The following is a 718-nucleotide window of genomic DNA, read 5'->3' as shown; positions in this document are numbered from 1 at the left end:
CGGGCGTTCTCGCGCAGGATCTGGTTCGGCCCGTCGGTCTCGCGGATGTCGGCGACCTGGCGCGCCGGCACCCAGCCCGAGGGCGTCTCCAGGAGGAGGTCGCCCAGCCCCGTCGTCGTCCGGCGGTTCTCGGCGAGGCGCAATACCACGTCGAAGCGGCGCACGCCGTCGACGACCGTCGAGACCACCCGACCGTTGGAGAGGCGGCTGATCTGCTCGACGACGGCCGCGGGCTGGACGCCGTAAAGGGCCGCCCGGGTGTAGTCGACGCGCACCTCAAGCTGCGGGATGCGCACCTGCCGCTCGACTTGCAGGTCCGCGAGACCCGGGATCGAGGCCATGCGGTCGCGCAGGGAGTTCGCGACCCGCCGCAGGGCGTCGAGGTCGTCGCCGAACACCTTGAGCGCGATCTCGGCCCGCACGCCCGAGAGCATGTGGTCGAGCCTGTGCGAGATCGGCTGGCCGACGTTGACCGCCACCGGAAGGGCGGCGAGGCGCCCGCGGATGTCGGCGACCAGCGCCTCCTTCGGACGCTTCGTACCTTCGTCGAGCGCCACGTCGATCTCGGAGGAGTGGACGCCCTCGGCGTGCTCGTCGAGTTCGGCCCGACCGGTCCGGCGGCCCACCGCCTTCACGCCCGGGATGTCCAGGAGCAGCTTCTCGGCGATCAGCCCGACCCGGTTGCTCTCGGCGAGCGAGATGCCCGGGTTGAAGGTCA

1 protein-coding gene is annotated in these 718 nt (G+C 71.7%); it reads right to left on the bottom strand.

From position 1 onward, the window contains the following. On the bottom strand, window positions 1-718 hold a 718-nt coding region (locus AX737_RS00080), incomplete at both ends, for an efflux RND transporter permease subunit (RefSeq protein WP_197430384.1).

Origin of the sequence: Methylobacterium sp. CCH5-D2, from assembly GCF_001556475.1 — a bacterium.
In the GTDB taxonomy this organism is placed as follows: domain Bacteria; phylum Pseudomonadota; class Alphaproteobacteria; order Rhizobiales; family Beijerinckiaceae; genus Methylobacterium; species Methylobacterium hispanicum.
This window is presented reverse-complemented; position numbering and strand designations above follow the sequence as displayed.